Origin of the sequence: Thioclava marina, assembly GCF_002020135.1 — a bacterium.
Lineage (GTDB): Bacteria > Pseudomonadota > Alphaproteobacteria > Rhodobacterales > Rhodobacteraceae > Thioclava > Thioclava marina.
The window spans coordinates 679,230-695,563 of sequence record NZ_MPZS01000002.1 but is presented as its reverse complement, the minus strand read 5'-3'; the positions used below and the strand labels follow the sequence as shown (position 1 = coordinate 695,563).

Genomic DNA, 16,334 nt, shown 5'->3' with positions numbered 1-16,334 from the left:
GGGGAGCGCGTATCTGGCGGCAATTGCGCCTCTCGGGGCGCTTCGGGCAGATGAGGCGGCGCGACATGCGGCGCGCATAAGGGATGACGAGAATGGCAAACCCCCTCCAGTTTCTCCAGCAGGTGCGCTCGGAAGCGGGCAAGGTGACCTGGCCGAACCGGCGCGAGGTTCTGCTGACGACCGGCATGGTGCTCGCGATGGCGGCCCTGACGGCGATCTTCTTCTCGCTCGTCGACTGGATCATCCGTCTTGGCGTGACCCAGGTGATCGGCAGCTGATCCCCGAACGGGCACGCGGCGATTGCGCCTCTCGCAGTTGCGGCGAAGAAGTGACCGCGCTGCGGCCTAACGGTCTTGAATTCAAAGGCCTTCGGCGGTAAAGGGGCGGAACTTTCCAGAACCGGCGTGCATCGATTCGCGTGGTGCACGCTGTTTTTTGTTCTGGGGATGGCGGGCCAACCCCGTGATATAACAGGAATTTTCGATGCCTTGGCATCGGTGGTAAGAGGCAAAGAATCGGCATGGCGAAACGTTGGTATTCGGTGAGCGTTCTCTCGAACTTCGAGAAGAAAGTGGCCGAGAGCATCCGTCAGGCCGTGATCGACAAGGGTCTGGAAGACCAGATCGAAGAAGTCCTCGTGCCGACCGAAGAGGTGATCGAGGTGCGTCGTGGCAAGAAGGTGACCTCCGAGCGTCGCTTCATGCCGGGCTACGTGCTCGTGCGTATGGAGATGACCGACAAGGGTTATCACCTGATCAACTCGACGAACCGGGTGACCGGTTTCCTCGGGCCGCAGGGCAAGCCGATGCCGATGTCGGATGCGGAAGTGAACCGCATCCTGAGCCGCGTCGACGAATCGGGTGAGCAGGCCGCGCCGCGCAGCCTCATCACCTTCGAGGTCGGCGAGAACGTGAATGTGACCGACGGGCCCTTCGAGGGCTTCTCGGGCATGGTCGAGGAAGTGGACGAGGCGGCGAGCCGCCTGAAGGTCACCGTCTCGATCTTCGGCCGGCCGACGCCGGTCGAACTGGAATACACGCAGGTGCAGAAAACCGCCTGAGTGTGAGCCGTGGGAGGCGAGGGTCCTTGCTGAGACAAGGTGTCCCGGACCGAACCACTAAACTTCGCATCCTCCGGGTGTGACAGTGATAAGGAGAGGGCCACATGGCCAAGAAAGTTATCGGGCAGCTCAAGCTGCAAATCCCGGCAGGCGGCGCGAACCCGTCCCCGCCGGTCGGTCCGGCGCTGGGTCAGCGCGGGATCAACATCATGGAATTCTGCAAGGCGTTCAACGCCAAGACGCAGGAGATGGACAAGCAGGCGAAGATCCCGACGATCATCACCTATTACGCTGACAAGTCCTTCACCTTCGAGATCAAGCAGCCGACCGCCAGCTTCTTCCTGAAGCAGGCTGCGGGCCTCAAGCCCGTCGGCAAGCGCAACCGTCCGAAGGGCTCGGAGAAGCCGGGTCGTGAAGTCGCCGGCACCGTGACCGCCGCTCAGGTTCGTCAGATCGCCGAAGCGAAGATGAAAGACCTGAACGCCAACGATATCGAAGGCGCGATGAACATCATCCTCGGCTCCGCGAAGTCGATCGGCATCGAGGTGAAAGGCTAAGTCATGGCAAATCTCGGTAAACGCACCAAAGCCGCCCGCGAAGCCTTCGCCGGCAAGGACAACATCACCGTCGAGGAAGCCGTCGCGCTGATCAAGTCGAACGCGAATGCGAAATTCGACGAGACGCTCGAAATCGCGATGAACCTCGGCGTCGACCCGCGCCATGCGGACCAGATGGTCCGTGGCGTCGTCGCTCTGCCGAACGGCACCGGCAAGACCGTCCGCGTGGCTGTCTTCGCTCGCGGCGCGAAAGCGGATGAAGCCAAGGAAGCCGGGGCCGATATCGTCGGCGCCGAGGACCTGATGGAAACCATTCAGGGCGGCACGATCGAGTTCGATCGCTGCATCGCGACCCCCGACATGATGCCGCTCGTCGGCCGTCTGGGTAAAGTCCTGGGCCCGCGCAACCTGATGCCGAACCCGAAGGTCGGCACCGTGACGATGGACGTGAAAGCGGCTGTCGAAGCGGCGAAGGGCGGCGAAGTCCAGTTCAAGGTCGAGAAGGCCGGCGTCATTCATGGCGGCATCGGCAAGGTCTCCTTCACCGAGGAGCAGCTCGCCCAGAACGTCCGCGCTTTCGTGGACGCCGTGTCGAAAGCCAAGCCCACGGGCGCGAAGGGCACCTACCTCAAGAAGGTGTCGCTGAGCTCGACCATGGGCCCGGGCGTGTCGCTCGACCTCACGTCGGCGACCGGCAACTAAGAGAATTCCGCCGGGGGAGACCTCGGTGGATGGCAGGGCGGCGGCCTGACGCTTCCGCCCTGACCTGTCCGAGACGGAGGGTGCCCGATCCCGCAAGGTGACGGCTTAATTTCCTTCCTGAGATGGGGATCGAGACCAATCCGGGTTTGGGCCTTCGGGCCGATCTCGGGCGATCTGGCCTCGGGCCCTTCGGACCCGACCCCGGGAAACCGGGACAATGAGAGCCGGGGGGAAACCCCCATACTTGGAGTGTAACTGTGGATAGAGCCCAAAAAGAGAAAGTGGTCGAGGAACTCGGCCAGATCTTCGCAAGCTCTGGCGTCGTGGTGGTTGCTCACTACGAAGGCATGACGGTTGCTGACATGCAGGACCTCCGCGCACGCATGCGTGAAGCGGGTGGTTCGGTTCGTGTTGCCAAGAACAAGCTCGCCAAGATCGCCCTTGAAGGTCAGCCCTGCGCAAGCATCGCTGAATACCTGACGGGCATGACCGTGCTTTCCTATTCTGAGGACCCTGTCGCCGCGGCGAAAGTGGTCGTCAAGTACGCCAAGGATAACGAGAAACTCGAAATCCTCGGCGGCGCAATGGGAGACTCGGCCCTCGACGTCGCCGGTGTCAAAGCCGTCGCCGATATGCCGTCGCGTGAAGAGCTCATCGCTCAGATCGTTTCGGCCATCGGTGCACCCGCTTCGAACATCGCCGGTGCCGTTGGCGCGCCTGCTTCGAACATCGCGAGCATCCTTTCCACCATCGAGGAAAAGGCTGCGTAAGCAATCGACTTGTCCCGTAGCGGCTTGAAACCGCGACGTTGGAAAACCCAAATCTAGGAACTGTAAAATGGCTGATCTGAAAAAACTCGCCGAAGAAATCGTGGGCCTGACCCTTCTGGAAGCCCAGGAACTGAAAACCATCCTGAAAGACGAATACGGCATCGAGCCGGCCGCCGGTGGCGCCGTCATGATGGCTGGCCCGGCTGCTGGTGCTGCTGAAGCTGTCGAAGAGAAAGACGAATTCGACGTCGTTCTCGTGGAAGCTGGCGCCAACAAGATCAACGTGATCAAGGAAGTCCGTGGCATCACCGGCCTGGGCCTGAAAGAAGCCAAAGACCTCGTTGAGGCTGGCGGCAAGGTCAAGGAAGGCGCTGCGAAAGCGGAAGCCGAAGAGATCAAGAAAAAGCTCGAAGAAGCCGGCGCGAAAGTCGAGCTCAAGTAATCGAGCCGGATGCGCCTGCATCCGATCTGAAAAATGGGCTGGGTCCGGGCAATCCCCGGGCCCAGCCGAACCTGTCTCGGAGAGGGCTTTGCCGCCCTGAAGCCCTCTCCAAGGCGGCGTTCGCGGTTCGGGAGCCTTTCGGTGGGACGGAAGGCAGGTATGGAACCGCCCCCCTTCATTCGCCTTGCGGCGCGCAATGGGCCCCGACATTGCGCCAGTCGCGAAGAGACGAAAGGTCACGCAGAGCATGGCTCAAGCTTACGTTGGTCAAAAACGCATCCGCCGCTATTACGGCAAAATCCGTGAAGTCCTTGAAATGCCGAACCTCATCGAGGTTCAGAAATCCTCCTACGATCTGTTCCTGCGCTCCGGCGAGGCGGACAAGCCCACCGATGGCGAGGGTCTCCAGGGCGTTTTCCAGTCGGTCTTCCCGATCAAGGATTTCAATGACAACGCCATCCTGGAGTTCGTGAAATACGAGCTCGAGAAGCCGAAATACGATGTCGAGGAGTGCCAGGCGCGCGACATGACCTATTCGGCGCCGCTGAAGGTCACCCTGCGTCTCATCGTGTTCGATGTGGACGAGGAAACCGGCGCGCGCTCGGTCAAGGACATCAAGGAACAGGATGTCTTCATGGGCGACATGCCCCTGATGACGAAGAACGGTACGTTCATCGTGAACGGGACCGAGCGGGTCATCGTGAGCCAGATGCACCGTTCGCCCGGCGTGTTCTTCGACCATGACCGCGGCAAGACGCACAGCTCGGGCAAGCTGCTGTTCGCCTGCCGGATCATCCCCTATCGCGGGTCGTGGCTCGACTTCGAATTCGACGCCAAGGATCTGGTGTTCGCACGCATCGACCGTCGCCGCAAACTGCCGGTGACGACGCTTCTCTATGCGCTCGGCCTCGATCAGGAAGGCATCATGGATGCCTATTACGAGACCGTCTCCTACACCGCCAAGGGCCGTTCGGGCTGGGTCACCAAGTTCTTCCCCGACCGCGTTCGCGGCACCCGTCCGACCTTCGACCTCGTCGATGCGGCTTCGGGCGAGGTGATCCTCAAAGCGGGCGACAAGGCGACCCCGCGCATGGTCAAGAAATGGCGTGACGACAACTCGGTTCCCGAGCTGCTCGTGCCGTTCGACCACATCCTGGGCCGCTTCTGCGCCAAGGACATCATCAACGAGGACACCGGCTTCATCTACATCGAAGCGGGTGACGAGCTGACGGCGGATTACGACAAGGATGGCGAGCTCGTCGGCGGGTCGATCAAGACGCTGCTCGACAACGGCATCACCGAGATCCCGGTGCTCGACATCGATAACGTCAATGTCGGCCCCTACATCCGCAACACCATGGCCGCGGACAAGAACATGAACCGCGACACCGCGCTCATGGACATCTACCGCGTCATGCGTCCGGGTGAGCCGCCGACCGTCGAAGCCGCCTCGTCGCTCTTCGACAGCCTGTTCTTCGACAGCGAGCGCTACGACCTCTCGGCCGTCGGTCGCGTGAAGATGAACATGCGTCTTGACCTCGATGCGCCGGACACCCAGCGCACGCTGCGCCGCGAAGACATCATCGCCTGCATCAAGGGCCTGGTGGAACTGCGCGACGGCAAGGGCGAGATCGACGACATCGACCACCTCGGCAACCGCCGTGTGCGTTCGGTCGGCGAACTGATGGAGAACCAGTATCGCGTCGGCCTGCTGCGCATGGAGCGCGCGATCAAGGAGCGCATGTCCTCGGTCGAGATCGACACGGTCATGCCGCAGGATCTGATCAACGCGAAGCCGGCCGCGGCCGCGGTGCGTGAATTCTTCGGCTCCTCGCAGCTGTCGCAGTTCATGGACCAGACCAACCCGCTCTCGGAAGTCACGCACAAGCGTCGTCTTTCGGCGCTCGGGCCGGGCGGTCTGACCCGTGAGCGTGCCGGCTTCGAGGTGCGCGACGTTCACCCGACCCACTACGGCCGGATGTGCCCGATCGAAACGCCGGAAGGTCAGAACATCGGTCTGATCAACTCGCTGGCCACCTTCGCCCGCGTGAACAAGTATGGCTTCATCGAGACCCCGTATCGCAAGGTCGAGGATGGCAAGGTCACCGACGAGGTGGTCTACATGTCCGCGACCGAGGAAATGCGTCACACCGTGGCGCAGGCGAACGCGACCCTCGACGAGAACGGCAAGTTCATCAACGACCTCGTCTCGACCCGCCAGTCGGGCGAATACGCGCTCAACCCGCCGGAAATGGTGGACCTGATCGACGTGTCGCCGAAACAGCTGGTCTCGGTCGGTGCGGCGCTCATCCCGTTCCTCGAAAACGACGACGCGAACCGCGCTCTGATGGGTGCGAACATGCAACGTCAGGCCGTGCCGCTGCTGCGTTCGGAAGCGCCCTATGTCGGCACCGGCATGGAAGCGACCGTGGCGCGCGACTCTGGGGCTGCGATCACCGCGAACCGTGGCGGCATCATCGACCAGGTCGATGCGCAGCGTATCGTTATTCGCGTGACCGACGATCTCGAAGCGGGCGATCCGGGCGTGGACATCTACCGTCTGCGCAAGTTCAAGCGTTCGAACCAGTCCTCGACCATCAACCAGCGTCCCGTCGTGAAAGTGGGCGACAAGGTGGTGAAGGGTCAGGTTGTCGCTGACGGTCCGTCGACCGATCAGGGCGAACTGGCGATCGGCCGCAACGTGGTCGTCGCCTTCATGCCCTGGAACGGCTACAACTACGAAGACTCGATCCTGATCTCCGAGCGGATCCACCGCGACGACGTGTTCACCTCGATCCACATCGACGAATACGAAGTGGCGGCGCGTGACACCAAGCTCGGCCCGGAAGAGATCACCCGCGACATCCCGAACGTTGGCGAGGAAGCCCTGCGCAACCTCGACGAAGCGGGCATTGTCTATATCGGCGCCGAAGTGGGGCCGGGCGATATCCTCGTGGGCAAGATCACCCCGAAGGGCGAAAGCCCGATGACGCCGGAAGAGAAACTCCTCCGCGCCATCTTCGGTGAGAAAGCGTCCGACGTGCGCGACACCTCGCTGCGTCTGCCGCCGGGTGCCTATGGTACGATCGTGGAAGTCCGCGTCTTCAACCGTCACGGCGTCGACAAGGACGAGCGTGCGTTGCAGATCGAGCGTGAGGAAGTCGAACGTCTGGCCCGTGACCGGGACGACGAGCTCGCGATCCTCGAGCGCAACATCTACGCGCGCCTCAAGACCCTGATCATGGGCAAGACCGCCGTGAAGGGGCCGAAAGGCATCAAGGCCGGTTCGACCATCGACGACGAACTGCTGGGCACCCTGTCGAAGGGCCAGTGGTGGCAGCTCGCGCTCGAAGACGAGGGCGATGCGAAGGAAGTCGAAGCGCTCAACGACCAGTTCGAGGCGCAGAAACGCGCGCTCGACCTGCGTTTCGAGGACAAGGTCGAGAAGGTCCGCCAGGGCGACGACCTGCCTCCGGGCGTGATGAAGATGGTCAAGGTCTTCGTGGCCGTGAAGCGCAAGCTTCAGGCAGGCGACAAGATGGCCGGTCGTCACGGGAACAAGGGCGTCGTGTCGAAAGTCGTTCCGATGGAAGACATGCCGTTCCTCGCCGATGGCACCCCTGTCGATCTCGTGCTGAACCCGCTGGGCGTGCCTTCGCGCATGAACGTCGGTCAGATCCTCGAGACTCACATGGGTTGGGCGTCGCGCGGTCTGGGCAACCAGATCGACGAGGCGATCCGCGCCTATCGCCGCAACGGCGACATGACCCCGGTTCGCGAAGCGATGAAGATCGGCTATGGCGAAGAGACCTATGACGAGGTCCTCGCCGGTATGGATGACGAGGCCTTCATCGAAAGCGCCGAAGCTGTCCGCACCGGTGTTCCGATCGCGACCCCGGTCTTCGACGGTGCGAAAGAAGCCGACATCAACGACGCGCTCAAGCGTGCGGGCTTCGATCAATCCGGTCAGTCGACCGTGTTCGACGGCCGCACCGGCGAGCAGTTCGCGCGCAAGGTCACGGTGGGTGTGAAGTACTTCCTCAAGCTTCACCACCTCGTCGATGACAAGATGCACGCCCGTTCGACCGGTCCGTACTCGCTCGTCACGCAGCAGCCGCTGGGTGGTAAGGCGCAGTTCGGTGGTCAGCGTCTCGGGGAGATGGAAGTCTGGGCTCTGGAAGCCTACGGCGCCGCCTACACCCTGCAGGAGATGCTGACGGTGAAATCGGACGACGTGGCCGGCCGGACGAAGGTCTACGAGTCGATCGTCAAGGGCGAGGACAATTTCGAAGCCGGCGTGCCGGAATCGTTCAACGTTCTCGTCAAAGAGGTCCGGGGCCTCGGCCTCAACATGGAACTCCTGGACGCGGAGGAAGAGGAGTGAGGGCTTTGGCCCTCCTCTGATCCCTTCCGCCCTCATTCAAGGATTTACAGATGAACCAGGAACTGACCCAAAACCCGTTCAACCCGCTCGCGCAGCCGAAGGCGTTTGACGAGATCAAGATCTCGCTGGCCTCGCCGGAGCGGATCCTGAGCTGGTCCTACGGCGAGATCAAGAAGCCGGAAACCATCAACTACCGCACGTTCAAGCCCGAGCGTGATGGCCTGTTCTGCGCGCGTATCTTTGGCCCGATCAAGGATTACGAATGCCTGTGCGGCAAGTACAAGCGCATGAAGTATCGCGGCGTTGTCTGCGAGAAGTGCGGCGTCGAAGTCACCCTCCAGAAAGTCCGCCGCGAGCGTATGGGCCATATCGAACTGGCCTCGCCCGTCGCGCATATCTGGTTCCTCAAGTCGCTGCCTTCGCGCATCGGCCTGATGCTGGACATGACGCTGCGCGATCTCGAGCGCATCCTCTATTTCGAGAACTACGTGGTGATCGAGCCGGGTCTGACCGACCTGAGCTACGGCCAGCTGCTCTCGGAAGAAGAGTATCTCGACGCGCAGGACGCCTATGGCGCTGACGCGTTCACGGCGAATATCGGTGCGGAAGCGATCCGTGAGATGCTGGCCGCGATCGACCTCGAGGCGACCGCCGAGCAGCTCCGCGAGGAGCTCAAGGAAGCCACGGGCGAGCTGAAGCCGAAGAAGATCATCAAGCGTCTGAAAATCGTGGAATCCTTCCTCGAGTCGGGCAACCGCCCCGAGTGGATGGTGCTGACCGTGCTTCCGGTGATCCCGCCGGAACTGCGTCCGCTCGTCCCGCTCGATGGTGGCCGTTTCGCGACCTCGGATCTCAACGACCTCTACCGTCGCGTGATCAACCGGAACAACCGTCTCAAGCGTCTGATCGAACTGCGTGCGCCCGACATCATCGTGCGTAACGAAAAGCGGATGCTTCAGGAATCGGTCGATGCGCTGTTCGACAACGGCCGTCGCGGCCGCGTCATCACGGGCACCAACAAGCGCCCGCTGAAGTCGCTGTCGGACATGCTCAAGGGTAAGCAGGGTCGCTTCCGTCAGAACCTTCTGGGTAAGCGCGTGGACTTCTCGGGTCGTTCGGTCATCGTGACCGGCCCGGAACTCAAGCTGCACCAGTGCGGTCTGCCCAAGAAGATGGCGCTCGAACTCTTCAAGCCCTTCATCTACTCGCGCCTCGAGGCCAAGGGCCTGTCGAGCACCGTGAAGCAGGCGAAGAAGCTGGTCGAAAAAGAGCGTCCGGAAGTCTGGGATATCCTCGACGAGGTCATCCGCGAGCACCCGGTTCTGCTGAACCGCGCGCCGACGCTGCACCGTCTGGGCATCCAGGCGTTCGAGCCGATGCTGATCGAAGGCAAGGCGATCCAGCTGCACCCGCTCGTCTGCTCGGCGTTCAACGCCGACTTCGACGGTGACCAGATGGCCGTCCACGTGCCGCTCTCGCTGGAAGCCCAGCTGGAAGCGCGCGTGCTGATGATGTCGACGAACAACGTCCTCTCGCCCGCCAACGGCGCGCCGATCATCGTTCCTTCGCAGGATATGATCCTTGGTCTCTACTACGTGACCATGGAGCGTCAGGGCATGAAGGGCGAAGGCATGCACTTCGCCTCGGTCGAGGAAGTGGAGCATGCGCTCAATGCGGGCGAGGTGCATCTGCACGCCAAGATCACCTGCCGCGTCAAGCAGATCGACGAAACCGGCAACGAGGTGTTCGAGCGCTTTGAGACCACCCCGGGCCGCGTCCGTCTGGGCTCGCTGCTGCCGCTCAACGCGAAGGCGCCCTTCGAGCTGGTCAACCGCCTGCTGCGGAAGAAAGACGTGCAGAACGTCATCGACACCGTCTACCGCTATTGCGGTCAGAAGGAGTCGGTCATCTTCTGTGACCAGATCATGGGCATGGGCTTCCGCGAAGCGTTCAAGGCCGGCATCTCCTTCGGCAAGGACGACATGGTGATCCCGGACAACAAGTGGGACATCGTCGAAGGCGTCCGCGACCTCGTGAAGGACTTCGAACAGCAATACATGGACGGTCTGATCACCCAGGGTGAGAAGTACAACAAGGTCGTCGATGCCTGGTCGAAGTGTAACGACAAGGTCACCGAGGCGATGATGAACACCATCTCGGCGCCGAAATACGACGAGGCCGGTGCCGAACAGGAACCGAACTCGGTCTACATGATGGCCCACTCGGGCGCTCGTGGCTCGGTGACGCAGATGAAACAGCTCGGCGGGATGCGCGGCCTCATGGCCAAGCCGAACGGCGAGATCATCGAAACGCCGATCATCTCGAACTTCAAGGAAGGTCTGACCGTTCTTGAATACTTCAACTCGACCCACGGCGCCCGTAAGGGTCTATCGGATACCGCTCTGAAGACGGCGAACTCGGGTTACCTGACCCGTCGTCTCGTCGACGTGGCGCAGGACTGCATCGTGCGTACGCATGATTGCGGCACCGAGAACGCGATCACGGCTTCGGCTGCGGTCAATGACGGTGAAGTCGTGGCCCCGATCTCCGAGCGTATCCTCGGCCGCGTCGCGGCTGATGACGTGCCGGTGCCGGGCACCGACGAGGTGATCGTGCGCAAGGGCGAGCTGATCGACGAGCGCAAGGCCGACGCGATCGAGCAGGCGGGCGTGCAATCCGTCCGTATCCGCTCGGCGCTGACCTGCGAGGCCGAAGAGGGCGTTTGCGCGCTTTGCTATGGTCGCGACCTCGCACGCGGTACGCTGGTCAATATCGGCGAAGCGGTGGGTATCATCGCGGCGCAGTCGATCGGCGAACCGGGCACGCAGCTCACGATGCGGACCTTCCACTTGGGCGGTGTTGCGCAGGGCGGCTCGCAGTCGTTCCTCGAGGCCAGCCAGGAGGGCAAGATCGAGTTCCGCAACCCCAACCTCATCACCAATGAGGCGGGCGAGCAGATCGTGATGGGCCGCAACATGCAGATCGCCATCATCAACGAGCATGGCGAAGAGCTTGCGAGCCACAAGATCGGCTACGGCACCAAGGTCTTCGTGACCGACGGCGCGGATGTGAAGCGTGGCGACAAGCTGATCGAATGGGACCCCTACACCCTGCCGATCATCGCCGAGAAACCCGGTAAGGTTCGCTTCGTCGACCTCATCTCGGGCATCTCGGTCCGCGAGGATACCGATGACGCGACCGGCATGACGCAGAAGATCGTGTCCGACTGGCGCGCGGCGCCCAAGGGCAACGACCTCAAGCCGGAGATCCTGGTGCTGGGTGAGGATGGCGAGCCGGTCCGCAACGATGCGGGCAACCCGGTGACCTATCCGATGTCGGTGGACGCGATCCTCTCGGTCGAAGACGGTCAGGACGTGAAAGCGGGCGACGTGGTTGCACGTATTCCGCGCGAAGGCGCGAAGACGAAGGACATCACCGGTGGTCTGCCGCGTGTGGCCGAACTCTTCGAGGCACGCCGTCCGAAAGATCACGCGATCATCGCCGAAATCGATGGCTATGTGCGCTTCGGCAAGGACTACAAGAACAAGCGCCGCATCGCGATCGAACCGCGCGACGAAGGTCTGGAGCCCGTCGAATACATGGTGCCGAAAGGCAAGCACATCCCGGTGCAGGAAGGCGACTTCGTGCAGAAGGGTGACTACATCATGGACGGCAACCCGGCGCCGCACGACATCCTTCGCATCATGGGGATCGAGGCTCTGGCCGACTACCTCATCAATGAGGTGCAGGACGTGTATCGACTGCAGGGCGTGAAGATCAACGACAAGCACATCGAGGTGATCGTTCGCCAGATGCTGCAAAAGATCGAGATCCTCGACTCGGGCGATACGACGTTGCTGAAGGGCGAACATGTCGACAAGGTCGAGTTCGACGAGGAGAACGAGAAGGTCGCGGCCCGCGGTGGTCGTCCGGCGAACGGCGAACCCGTTCTGCTCGGCATCACCAAGGCCTCTCTGCAGACCCGTTCGTTCATCTCGGCGGCCTCCTTCCAGGAGACGACCCGCGTTCTCACCGAAGCCTCGGTGCAGGGCAAGCGCGACAAGCTCGTGGGCCTCAAGGAGAACGTCATCGTCGGCCGCCTGATCCCGGCGGGCACCGGTGGCGCGACCACCCGCGTTCGCAAGATCGCGGCGGAGCGCGACCACAAGGTCATCGTGCAGCGTCAGGCGGAGGCGGAAGCCGCCGCAGCGCTCGCCGCACCGATGGACATGGCCGAGAACGATGCTGATTTCGGCCCGGTCGAGACGCCCGAAAGCCGCGATTGATCCTCAAACCGAGGTTTGATCGAGTGAAAATCACCCCCGCGCGGTCCGTCCGCGCGGGGGTTTTGCTTGTCTTGGCGGGCAAAGCCGCGCACCTTGCCCGCGACGCGATGACGGCAAGAGGGACGATTGCGATGTTGAAGGCGACGATTCTGGCACTCGGTATGACGGCGCTCGGTGCGGGAACGCTCTGGGCCGGTCCGTTTCAGGACAGCGAGGCGCAGTTGCGGGCAGCCTACGGCACCTATCGTTCGGCCTTGTTCCTGTCGAACCAGGGTAAGGGCCCCGAGACCGCGGCCGCGCTGGAGCGTTTCTCCACGGAATGGGCGAAGATCACGCAAAATTGGTCGGCCGACCCGCCGCCGCAATATGCCGACGATCCGGTGCTTGGTGCGACGTTCGAGACGGTGACCGAGCTTGCGGCGAAGGCCAGTGAAGAGGTCGAGGCGAACCAGCTTCCCGAAGCGCATGAGACGCTCGAAGGCGTACGTGAGGCAATCGGCGACCTGCATGTGCGCAACGGTATCGTCGGCTTTTCAGACCGGATGAACGCCTATCACGCCCAGATGGAGCGAGTGCTGACCACGGATTACGTCAATCTGGGCGAGGAAGGCGGGCGCGAGTTGATCGCCGATGCCTCTCTTCTGAGCTATCTCGCCGCTCAGATCGTGAAACATCCTGCCCCGGAGGCCGAAACTGCCGAAGGGTATCAGAAGCTCGTCGATGGATTCGCGGTTTCGGTCGCGTTTTTCTACGACGCCGCGATTTCGGGAGATGTCGCCCGCGCGATGGTCGCACGTACGAAACTCAAGCCGAGCTACGCGATGCTCTTCGCGAAATTCGGCTGATCGCCTGCGGCGCGGATCGGTCCGTGCCGCAAGACTCGTTTACAAGCCGGGGCGGCGCGGCTAAGAGGAACCCGCCTTCGCGCCCAGCCAAGAGTTCGGCCTTTCATGCCTGAAATTTCCATCGTCATCCCCGCCAAGAACGAGGCGCCCAATATCGCGTCGCTGCTCGACGAGATCGACGCCGCTTGCGCGCCGGTCTGCGACTACGAGGTGATCGTGGTCGATGACGGCTCGGATGACGGGATGGGGGCAATCGTGCGCGAGCGGATGAAGAGCCATCCCAACCTGCGTCTGCTGCATCACCCGAACTCCGCGGGCCAGAGTGCGGGCGTGCATTCGGGCGTATTGGCGGCAAAAGGGCAGATCATCTGCACGCTCGATGGTGACGGGCAGAACCCGCCCTCGGAACTGCCTGCGCTGATGGCGCCGCTGCGCGCGGCGGGGTCCGACGCGGTGGGGCTTGTCGCCGGACAGCGGGTCGGGCGGCAGGATACGCTTTCGAAGAAACTCGCCTCGAAATTCGCCAACAAGATCCGCTCCGCGATCCTGAAGGACGGCACGCGCGACACAGGGTGCGGGCTCAAGGCTTTCCGGCGCGAGGCTTTCCTCGCGCTTCCCTATTTCGATCACATGCACCGCTACCTGCCCGCGCTGTTTTCGCGCGATGGCTGGCAGGTTGCGCATGTCGACGTGACGCACCGCTCGCGCGGGGGCGGACGGTCGAATTACAACAACCTGCAACGCGGTCTGGTCGGCATCGTCGACCTGATGGGCGTCGCCTGGCTCCTGAAGCGGCGCAAGAAGGCGCGCGCCAGCGAGATCGCACGCGAGGAGTGAGCCGATGCAATGGCTGATGAACATGCTGCATGTGGACAGCATCACCGAGCTTTGGTGGGTCATCTTCGGTCTGCTCGCGCAGCTGATGTTCACCGGGCGCTTCATCGTTCAATGGATCGCCTCCGAGCGGCAGCGCGATTCCGTCGTGCCGCTGGCGTTTTGGTATTTCTCGCTCGCGGGCGGGCTGATGCTGTTCAGCTACGCGGTCTATCGCAAGGACCCGGTCTTCATTCTCGGCCAGTCGCTGGGCGTGTTCATCTATTCGCGCAATCTCTGGCTGATCTATGCCAAGCGTCGCCGCGAAGCCTGATCTCGGCGCGGATCGGGGCGGCTGGTTCGGCCCGGCCCTGATCGTCGTCGCGGCCGTCACGGTCTTGCGGCTGGGGCTGTTGGCGTTCAACCGCACCGATCTTTTCGTCGACGAGGCGCAATACTGGCTTTGGGGCCAGCATCTCGATTTCGGCTATTACTCCAAGCCGCCTCTGATCGGTTGGTTGATCCGCGCGGTCACCGATCTTGCAGGGTCGGATGCACCGTTCTGGGTGCGTATGCCCGGCGCGGTGCTGCACGGGGTCACGGCGCTGGCGCTCGGTGCGCTCGCGGCACGGATCGCGGGTCGGTCCGTGGCGGTCTGGACGGCGGCGCTCTATGTGACGCTGCCTTTCGTCGCGCTCGGCTCGGTGCTGATCTCGACCGATACGGTGATGGCGCCCTTTTACGCGCTGGCGCTGTTGTTTTTCCATCGCGCGGGGCAGGGGCGGGGTGCTGTCGATGCTCTGGCGGCGGGGATCTGCGCCGGCCTGGCCTTCATGGCCAAATATGCCGCGATCTACCTGATCCCGGGCCTCGCCCTCGCCGCGCTGGTTTCTCCCGCATGGCGGGTCGGCTGGCGAAATGTGGTGATCGCGGCCCTGGTTTTCGGGGCGGTGATCGCGCCGAACGTGATCTGGAACCTCAACAACGGGCTCACTACGGTCTCGCATACGATGGACAATGTGGGCTGGGTACGCACCGGAGCGGCGCTGAATTTCGGCTCGATGGCGGAGTTCTTCGGCAGCCAGTTCGCGGTCTTCGGTCCGGTGACGATGGCGGCGCTGCTGATCGGTTATGCCAGCTGGCGCGACCCGGCCAAGCGTGGGCTCGCGATGCTTTCGCTGCCACCGCTGGTCGCCGTGACGCTCGAGGCGCTCTTGGATCGGGCCTATGCGAACTGGGCCGTGGCGGCCTATTTCGCAGGGACGGTTCTGGCGGCGATGGTGCTGCGCGGCGCGTGGCGCTGGATCGCGCTGGCGGTGAATGTCGTGATCGCGCTGGCGATCCCGGTTCTGACGGTGCTGGCGCCATGGCCCGAGCGCGATGGCGCGCCGCTTCTCAAGCGCTGGCTGGGGCAGGGAGATTTGAGCCGCTCGATCCTCGCGTTGGCCAAGCAGACGGGCGTGCCGGTCTACGCGGACAACCGGGCAATCCTCGCTGACCTCTACTATACCGGTCGCGATGCCGGAATTGTGGTCTACGCCCCCGCGCCGCGCGGACGTGCCGAGAGCTATTACGAACAGATGTGGCCGCTGCCGGAGCATTACACGGGCGAGCTTCTGGTGGTTTCCGACCATGCGCCCGATTGCGGTGCGGGTCCGGTCGCGCCTGTCGGGGTCCTGGATGCAAGCGGCACCTGGGCTGGCAAAGGCTATCAAGCCTATCGAGTGGAGGCGCGCTGTGTCCGAGCCGAAGATTGACATGATCCTTACCGGCTGGGCATTGCTCGCGGCCTGGGTTCTGGGGTTCGTGCTGTTTCGCGCGATCCCGGGGCTCGACACCGGAGTCGCAGGCCTGTTCTACCGCGCGGGTGAGGGCTTCACGGTCATCACCAACCCGCTCTGGGAATGGTTCCGCCAGCGAATCTGGGATGTCTCGATCGTCCTTTTCCTGATCTCGCTCATTGCCTGGCCGCTCGCAGGGCTGCGTCATCGCAAGGTGTTCGCAATCCCCGCTCGGATCTGGGGCTTTGTGGGGCTCCTGTATTTCCTCGGGCCGATCCTGATCGTGAACGGCATCCTCAAGGCCAATTCGGGACGGGCACGGCCTGCCAATGTCGACCTCTTCGGCGGCGAGCATCATTTTACCCTCGCGGGCACCTTCACCGATCAATGCGCGAAAAACTGCTCTTTCGTGTCAGGCGAGGTCTCGGCGGCGGTGGCGCTGGCGATCCTGATCTGGCTTGGCGCGGAGTTGTGGCGCAAGTCCTTGCCGCACTGGGGGGTGGTCTACCTCCGCGCCATCGGGGTTTTCGTGGCGCTCTTCATCGTGCTTCAGCGGATCGGGACGGGCCGGCACTTCCTGTCGGACACCTATTTCGCGGGGCTCGTGTCGCTTTCGGTGGCGTGGCTTCTCTGGGGGTTGCTCTTTGCGGGCTGGGTGCCCGCGATCCGCGCAGGGCTCCGGCGCAAGAGTTGA

The 16,334-nt window shown here is 62.8% G+C and carries 13 protein-coding genes; all 13 read left to right on the top strand.

Annotated elements, in window-relative coordinates:
- Positions 1-92 precede the first annotated feature (92 nt).
- The 13 genes from secE (at position 93) to BMG00_RS13465 (ending at position 16,334) form a co-directional block, all read left to right on the top strand.
- The gene (secE, locus tag BMG00_RS13525) at positions 93-278 is read left to right on the top strand and encodes a preprotein translocase subunit SecE (RefSeq protein ID WP_038074699.1); all 186 of its coding nucleotides are present in this window, start codon (positions 93-95) and stop codon (positions 276-278) included.
- Positions 279-520: 242 nt separating this feature from the next.
- Positions 521-1,060 (top strand): transcription termination/antitermination protein NusG, encoded by a 540-nt coding sequence (gene nusG, locus BMG00_RS13520; protein ID WP_078529310.1) that lies wholly within the window; start codon positions 521-523, stop codon positions 1,058-1,060.
- A gap of 104 nt (positions 1,061-1,164) precedes the next feature.
- Positions 1,165-1,617, top strand: coding sequence for a 50S ribosomal protein L11 (gene rplK, locus BMG00_RS13515; protein ID WP_078529312.1), 453 nt, complete (start codon positions 1,165-1,167; stop codon positions 1,615-1,617).
- Positions 1,618-1,620: 3 nt separating this feature from the next.
- Positions 1,621-2,319 carry a 50S ribosomal protein L1 gene (gene rplA, locus BMG00_RS13510; protein ID WP_078574701.1) on the top strand — a complete coding sequence of 233 codons (699 nt, stop codon included), beginning with the start codon at positions 1,621-1,623 and terminating at the stop codon, positions 2,317-2,319.
- Positions 2,320-2,576: 257 nt separating this feature from the next.
- Positions 2,577-3,089: a 50S ribosomal protein L10 gene (rplJ, locus tag BMG00_RS13505; RefSeq protein WP_078529316.1), complete on the top strand. Its 513-nt coding sequence runs from the start codon at positions 2,577-2,579 to the stop codon at positions 3,087-3,089.
- A 67-nt stretch (positions 3,090-3,156) separates the two neighbouring features.
- The gene (rplL, locus tag BMG00_RS13500) at positions 3,157-3,531 is read left to right on the top strand and encodes a 50S ribosomal protein L7/L12 (protein WP_038074704.1); all 375 of its coding nucleotides are present in this window, start codon (positions 3,157-3,159) and stop codon (positions 3,529-3,531) included.
- Positions 3,532-3,778: 247 nt separating this feature from the next.
- Positions 3,779-7,915, top strand: a complete 4,137-nt coding sequence (gene rpoB, locus BMG00_RS13495) for a DNA-directed RNA polymerase subunit beta (RefSeq protein ID WP_078529319.1) — start codon at positions 3,779-3,781, stop codon at positions 7,913-7,915.
- A gap of 50 nt (positions 7,916-7,965) precedes the next feature.
- On the top strand, positions 7,966-12,201 hold the full coding sequence (gene rpoC, locus BMG00_RS13490) for a DNA-directed RNA polymerase subunit beta' (RefSeq protein ID WP_078529321.1): 4,236 nt from the start codon (positions 7,966-7,968) through the stop codon (positions 12,199-12,201).
- 131 nt (positions 12,202-12,332) lie between these two features.
- Positions 12,333-13,046, top strand: a complete 714-nt coding sequence (locus tag BMG00_RS13485) for a hypothetical protein (protein ID WP_078574700.1) — start codon at positions 12,333-12,335, stop codon at positions 13,044-13,046.
- A 105-nt stretch (positions 13,047-13,151) separates the two neighbouring features.
- The gene (locus tag BMG00_RS13480; RefSeq protein ID WP_078529325.1) at positions 13,152-13,883 is read left to right on the top strand and encodes a glycosyltransferase family 2 protein; all 732 of its coding nucleotides are present in this window, start codon (positions 13,152-13,154) and stop codon (positions 13,881-13,883) included.
- A gap of 4 nt (positions 13,884-13,887) precedes the next feature.
- Entirely contained in the window at positions 13,888-14,193 is a 306-nt protein-coding gene (locus tag BMG00_RS13475) for a lipid-A-disaccharide synthase N-terminal domain-containing protein (RefSeq protein ID WP_093470096.1), read from the top strand.
- Complete coding sequence (locus BMG00_RS13470) at positions 14,168-15,616, top strand: ArnT family glycosyltransferase (protein ID WP_078574699.1); 1,449 nt, start codon at positions 14,168-14,170, stop codon at positions 15,614-15,616. Before BMG00_RS13475 ends, BMG00_RS13470 begins: the two co-directional genes overlap by 26 nt.
- Positions 15,597-16,334, top strand: a complete 738-nt coding sequence (locus tag BMG00_RS13465; RefSeq protein WP_158521737.1) for a phosphatase PAP2 family protein — start codon at positions 15,597-15,599, stop codon at positions 16,332-16,334. The genes BMG00_RS13470 and BMG00_RS13465 overlap by 20 nt, the downstream gene beginning before the upstream one ends.

What these genes read in the sequence shown, in the direction of transcription:
- rplK (WP_078529312.1), top strand. Translation starts at nt 1,165, where the DNA reads ATGGCCAAGAAAGTTATCGGGCAGCTCAAGCTGCAAATCCCGGCAGGC.
- BMG00_RS13485 (WP_078574700.1), top strand. Translation starts at nt 12,333, where the DNA reads ATGTTGAAGGCGACGATTCTGGCACTCGGTATGACGGCGCTCGGTGCG.
- BMG00_RS13480 (WP_078529325.1), top strand. Translation starts at nt 13,152, where the DNA reads ATGCCTGAAATTTCCATCGTCATCCCCGCCAAGAACGAGGCGCCCAAT.
- rplL (WP_038074704.1), top strand. Translation starts at nt 3,157, where the DNA reads ATGGCTGATCTGAAAAAACTCGCCGAAGAAATCGTGGGCCTGACCCTT.
- nusG (WP_078529310.1), top strand. Translation starts at nt 521, where the DNA reads ATGGCGAAACGTTGGTATTCGGTGAGCGTTCTCTCGAACTTCGAGAAG.
- rplA (WP_078574701.1), top strand. Translation starts at nt 1,621, where the DNA reads ATGGCAAATCTCGGTAAACGCACCAAAGCCGCCCGCGAAGCCTTCGCC.
- BMG00_RS13475 (WP_093470096.1), top strand. Translation starts at nt 13,888, where the DNA reads ATGCAATGGCTGATGAACATGCTGCATGTGGACAGCATCACCGAGCTT.
- rpoB (WP_078529319.1), top strand. Translation starts at nt 3,779, where the DNA reads ATGGCTCAAGCTTACGTTGGTCAAAAACGCATCCGCCGCTATTACGGC.
- rpoC (WP_078529321.1), top strand. Translation starts at nt 7,966, where the DNA reads ATGAACCAGGAACTGACCCAAAACCCGTTCAACCCGCTCGCGCAGCCG.
- BMG00_RS13470 (WP_078574699.1), top strand. Translation starts at nt 14,168, where the DNA reads ATGCCAAGCGTCGCCGCGAAGCCTGATCTCGGCGCGGATCGGGGCGGC.
- secE (WP_038074699.1), top strand. Translation starts at nt 93, where the DNA reads ATGGCAAACCCCCTCCAGTTTCTCCAGCAGGTGCGCTCGGAAGCGGGC.